This is a genomic window from Rhodovulum sp. (assembly GCF_011048875.1).
GTDB classification, from domain to species: Bacteria; Pseudomonadota; Alphaproteobacteria; order Rhodobacterales; family Rhodobacteraceae; genus Rhodovulum; species Rhodovulum tesquicola.
On the sequence record NZ_DSDD01000472.1, the window covers coordinates 1 to 3,019 of the forward strand.

4 protein-coding genes are annotated in these 3,019 nt (G+C 67.9%); 1 reads left to right on the forward strand and 3 read right to left on the reverse strand.

Annotated features, from left to right (window positions below; translation table 11 throughout):
- Positions 1-201 (forward strand): STAS domain-containing protein (locus tag ENN83_RS15995; RefSeq protein ID WP_287188738.1); only part of this gene is annotated, 201 nt, incomplete at its 5' end.
- Positions 202-292: 91 nt separating this feature from the next.
- Here ENN83_RS15995 and ENN83_RS16000 read toward each other — a convergent pair.
- The 3 genes from ENN83_RS16000 to ENN83_RS16010 form a co-directional block, all read right to left on the reverse strand.
- Positions 293-1,153 (reverse strand): D-amino-acid transaminase, encoded by an 861-nt coding sequence (locus ENN83_RS16000; protein WP_287188739.1) that lies wholly within the window; start codon positions 1,151-1,153, stop codon positions 293-295.
- Between the two features lie 32 nt (positions 1,154-1,185).
- A complete protein-coding gene (gene dgcA / locus ENN83_RS16005; RefSeq protein WP_287188740.1) occupies positions 1,186-2,151 on the reverse strand; it encodes an N-acetyl-D-Glu racemase DgcA in 966 nt (321 codons plus the stop codon).
- 9 nt (positions 2,152-2,160) lie between these two features.
- Positions 2,161-3,019, reverse strand: an 859-nt coding sequence (locus ENN83_RS16010) for a DUF1611 domain-containing protein (RefSeq protein WP_287188741.1), incomplete at its 5' end; no start/stop codon positions are given.

A 3,019-nucleotide genomic window follows, 5' to 3' on the forward strand; every position in this document is an offset into this window, starting at 1 on the left:
CTTGCCGATGTGCCGGTGCTCGACATGACCGGGGCGCATTCGCTGACGGGTTTCATCCGGAAGGCGCTCGATCAGGGGATGGAGGTGACGCTGGCCGGGCCTCATCCCCAGCATATCGACCTGCTGCGTGCCGCAGGCCTGCCGGACCACGCCGCAACCGCCCCCGACACAAGGACCGCACGCGCCCGGATCACCGACTGATCCGGGGCCGACCTGTACTTCTTCTGGCCGCAAATATCCCGGGGGGAGTCCGCAAGGACGGGGGGCAGCGCCCCCCAGCGCCGTTGCCGCCTCAGACCGCCGCCTTGCGACTTTGCTCGATATAGATCTCGCGCAACCGTTGCGCGACCGGGCCCGGCTTGCCGTCGCCCAGCACGGCCTCGTCGACCGAAACCACCGGCATCACGAAGGTCGAGGCCGAGGTGATGAACGCCTCGTCCGCAGCCTGCGCCTCCTCGATGGTGAAGGGGCGTTCCTCGACCTGCATCTGCGCCTCGCGGGCGAAGGCCAGCACGGTGGCGCGGGTAATCCCGTGCAGGATCTCGGTGCCCAGTTGGCGGGTGATGATCTTGCCATTCTTCACGATATAGGCGTTGTTCGATGTCCCTTCGGTCACGAAACCGTCCTCGACCATCCAGGCATCATCCGCGCCCGCGCGCCTGGCCATCATCTTGCCGACCGACGGATACAGCAGTTGAACGGTCTTGATGTCGCGCCGCCCCCAGCGGATATCGGGGATCGAGATCACCTTCAGCCCGATCTGCGCCGCGGGGCTGTCGACCAGCCCCTTTGACTGGGTGAACAGCACCACGGTCTGCGGCGTCACGGCCGGATCGGGGAAGACGAAATCGCGGTCTTCGGGTGCGCCGCGGGTGATCTGAAGGTAGACCATCCCCTCGGTCACGTTGTTGCGCGCCACCAGTTCGCGATGGATCGCCAGCAATTCGCCGGATGTCAGCGGCGAGGGCATGTCAAGTTCGGCCAGCGAGCGTTCCAGCCGCGCGGCATGGCCGGGGAAATCGACCAGCTTGCCGTCGATGACGCTGGTCACCTCGTAGACGCTATCGGCGAACAGGAAGCCGCGGTCGAAGACCGAGACCTTTGCCTGATCCTCGGGCAGATACTCGCCATTGACATAGACGATCCGGCTCATCGCTCTGGTCCTTTCGCTCTTGCGGCCCGGCGTCAGCCCCACAGGAACGCATCGGGCGGATGCACGCCTTTCGCGTCGTAGCGCAGCGCATTGGGGCGGTCTTTGGCCAGAAGCAGCGGGCCGTCAAGATCCGTCACCGCCGCGCCCTGGGCCAGCACCACGGCGGGCGCCATGGCAAGGCTCGTGCCGACCATGCAGCCTACCATGATCCCGAATCCCTGGGCGCGGGCGGCCTTTTTCAGCGCCAGCGCCTCGGTCAGCCCGCCGGTCTTGTCGAGCTTGATGTTGACCATGTCATACTTGCCCTTGAGCCCGGGCAGCGAGGCGCGGTCATGGCAGCTTTCGTCCGCGCAGACGGGCAGGGGGCGGGCGATCTCGGCCAGCATGTCGTCGGCGCCCGCGGGCAGGGGCTGCTCCACCATCTCGACGCCCAGCCGCACCAGATGCGGCGCAAGCTCGGTGTAGATGTCGGGCGTCCAGCCCTCGTTCGCATCGACGATGATCCGCGATTTGGGCGCGCCCGCGCGCACCGCCTCGATCCGGGCCATGTCGTCTTCGGTGCCCAGCTTGACCTTCAGAAGCGGGCGTTGCGCGTTTCGCTCGGCCGCCGCGCGCATGGTCTCGGGCGTGTCCAGCGACAGGGTGTAGGCCGTGATGACAGGCTTTGGCGCAGGCAGGCCCGCCAGTTGCCACACGCGCCGGTCGGCCCGCTTGGCGGCCAGATCCCACAGCGCGCAATCGACGGCGTTGCGCGCCGCGCCCGGCGGCAACAGGTCCTGCAAGGCCGCGCGGTCGAACCGTTCAGGCAGACCCGCGATCCGGGCGGCGACGCTTTCAGGCGATTCGCCATATCGGGCATAGGGCACGCATTCGCCCCAGACCATCGCGCCATTGGCGGCGATCCGCACGGTCAGCACCTCGGCCGCGGTCCTGCTGCCGCGCGAGATGGCGAAGGGTTCTTTCAGGGCGAAGCTTTCGGGTGTGACGACGATCTGCATGGGCGCAGCCTACAGCGCCGCCAGCGCGTCCACCAGACGCCCCGCGCCCTGCCGGAACGGATCGACCGTGGGCAGCCCCATTCGCCGCTCGACACTCTCCAGATGCGCCAGCGCCTCGTCCTCGCCCATGGCAGCGGTGTTGATCGAGATGCCGACGACCTGTCCCGCGGGGTTGACCATCCGGGCGATGGCCAGCGACATATCGCGCAGCGCCTCCAGCTTGGGCAGGGCAAAACGCGGCAGCCCGCGCATATGGGCACGTGTGGGCTCATGGCTGAGGATCAGCGCATCGGGCTGGCCGCCATGGATCAGCGCCAGCGTGACCCCGGAATGGGAGGGGTGGAACAGGCTGCCCTGTCCCTCGATCAGATCCCAATGGTCGGGGTCGTTGTCGGGGGTCAGCCATTCCACGGCACCCGCCATGAAATCGGCCACCACCGCATCCAGCGGCACGCCGTCCCCGGTAATCAGGATGCCGGTCTGCCCGGCCGGGCGGAACGTGGCCTTCAGCCCACGCGCCTGCATCTCGTGATCCATCGCCAGCGCGGTATACATCTTGCCAACCGAACAATCCGTGCCCACCGCCAGACAGCGCCTGCGGGACCTGCGCACCCCGTTGGCAATCGGACAGGCGACAGGCGGCATCCGCACGTCATGCAAGTGCCGCCCGCAGGTCGCCGCGACCGCGGCCAGATCGGGTTCGTCGCGCAGCAGGTTGTGCAGGCCGCTGGCCAGGTCGAAGCCTTCTTCCAGCGCGGCCACCAGCACCTTTTTCCAGGCCGGGCTGATGACCCCGCCGCGGTTCGCGACGCCCACCACCAGCGTCTTCGCGCCCGCCGCGCGCGCCTCGGTCAGCATCATGTCGGGC

Coding starts and splice junctions, on each gene's coding strand:
- dgcA (WP_287188740.1), bottom strand. CDS start 2,151: ATGCAGATCGTCGTCACACCCGAAAGCTTCGCCCTGAAAGAACCCTTC.
- ENN83_RS16000 (WP_287188739.1), bottom strand. CDS start 1,153: ATGAGCCGGATCGTCTATGTCAATGGCGAGTATCTGCCCGAGGATCAG.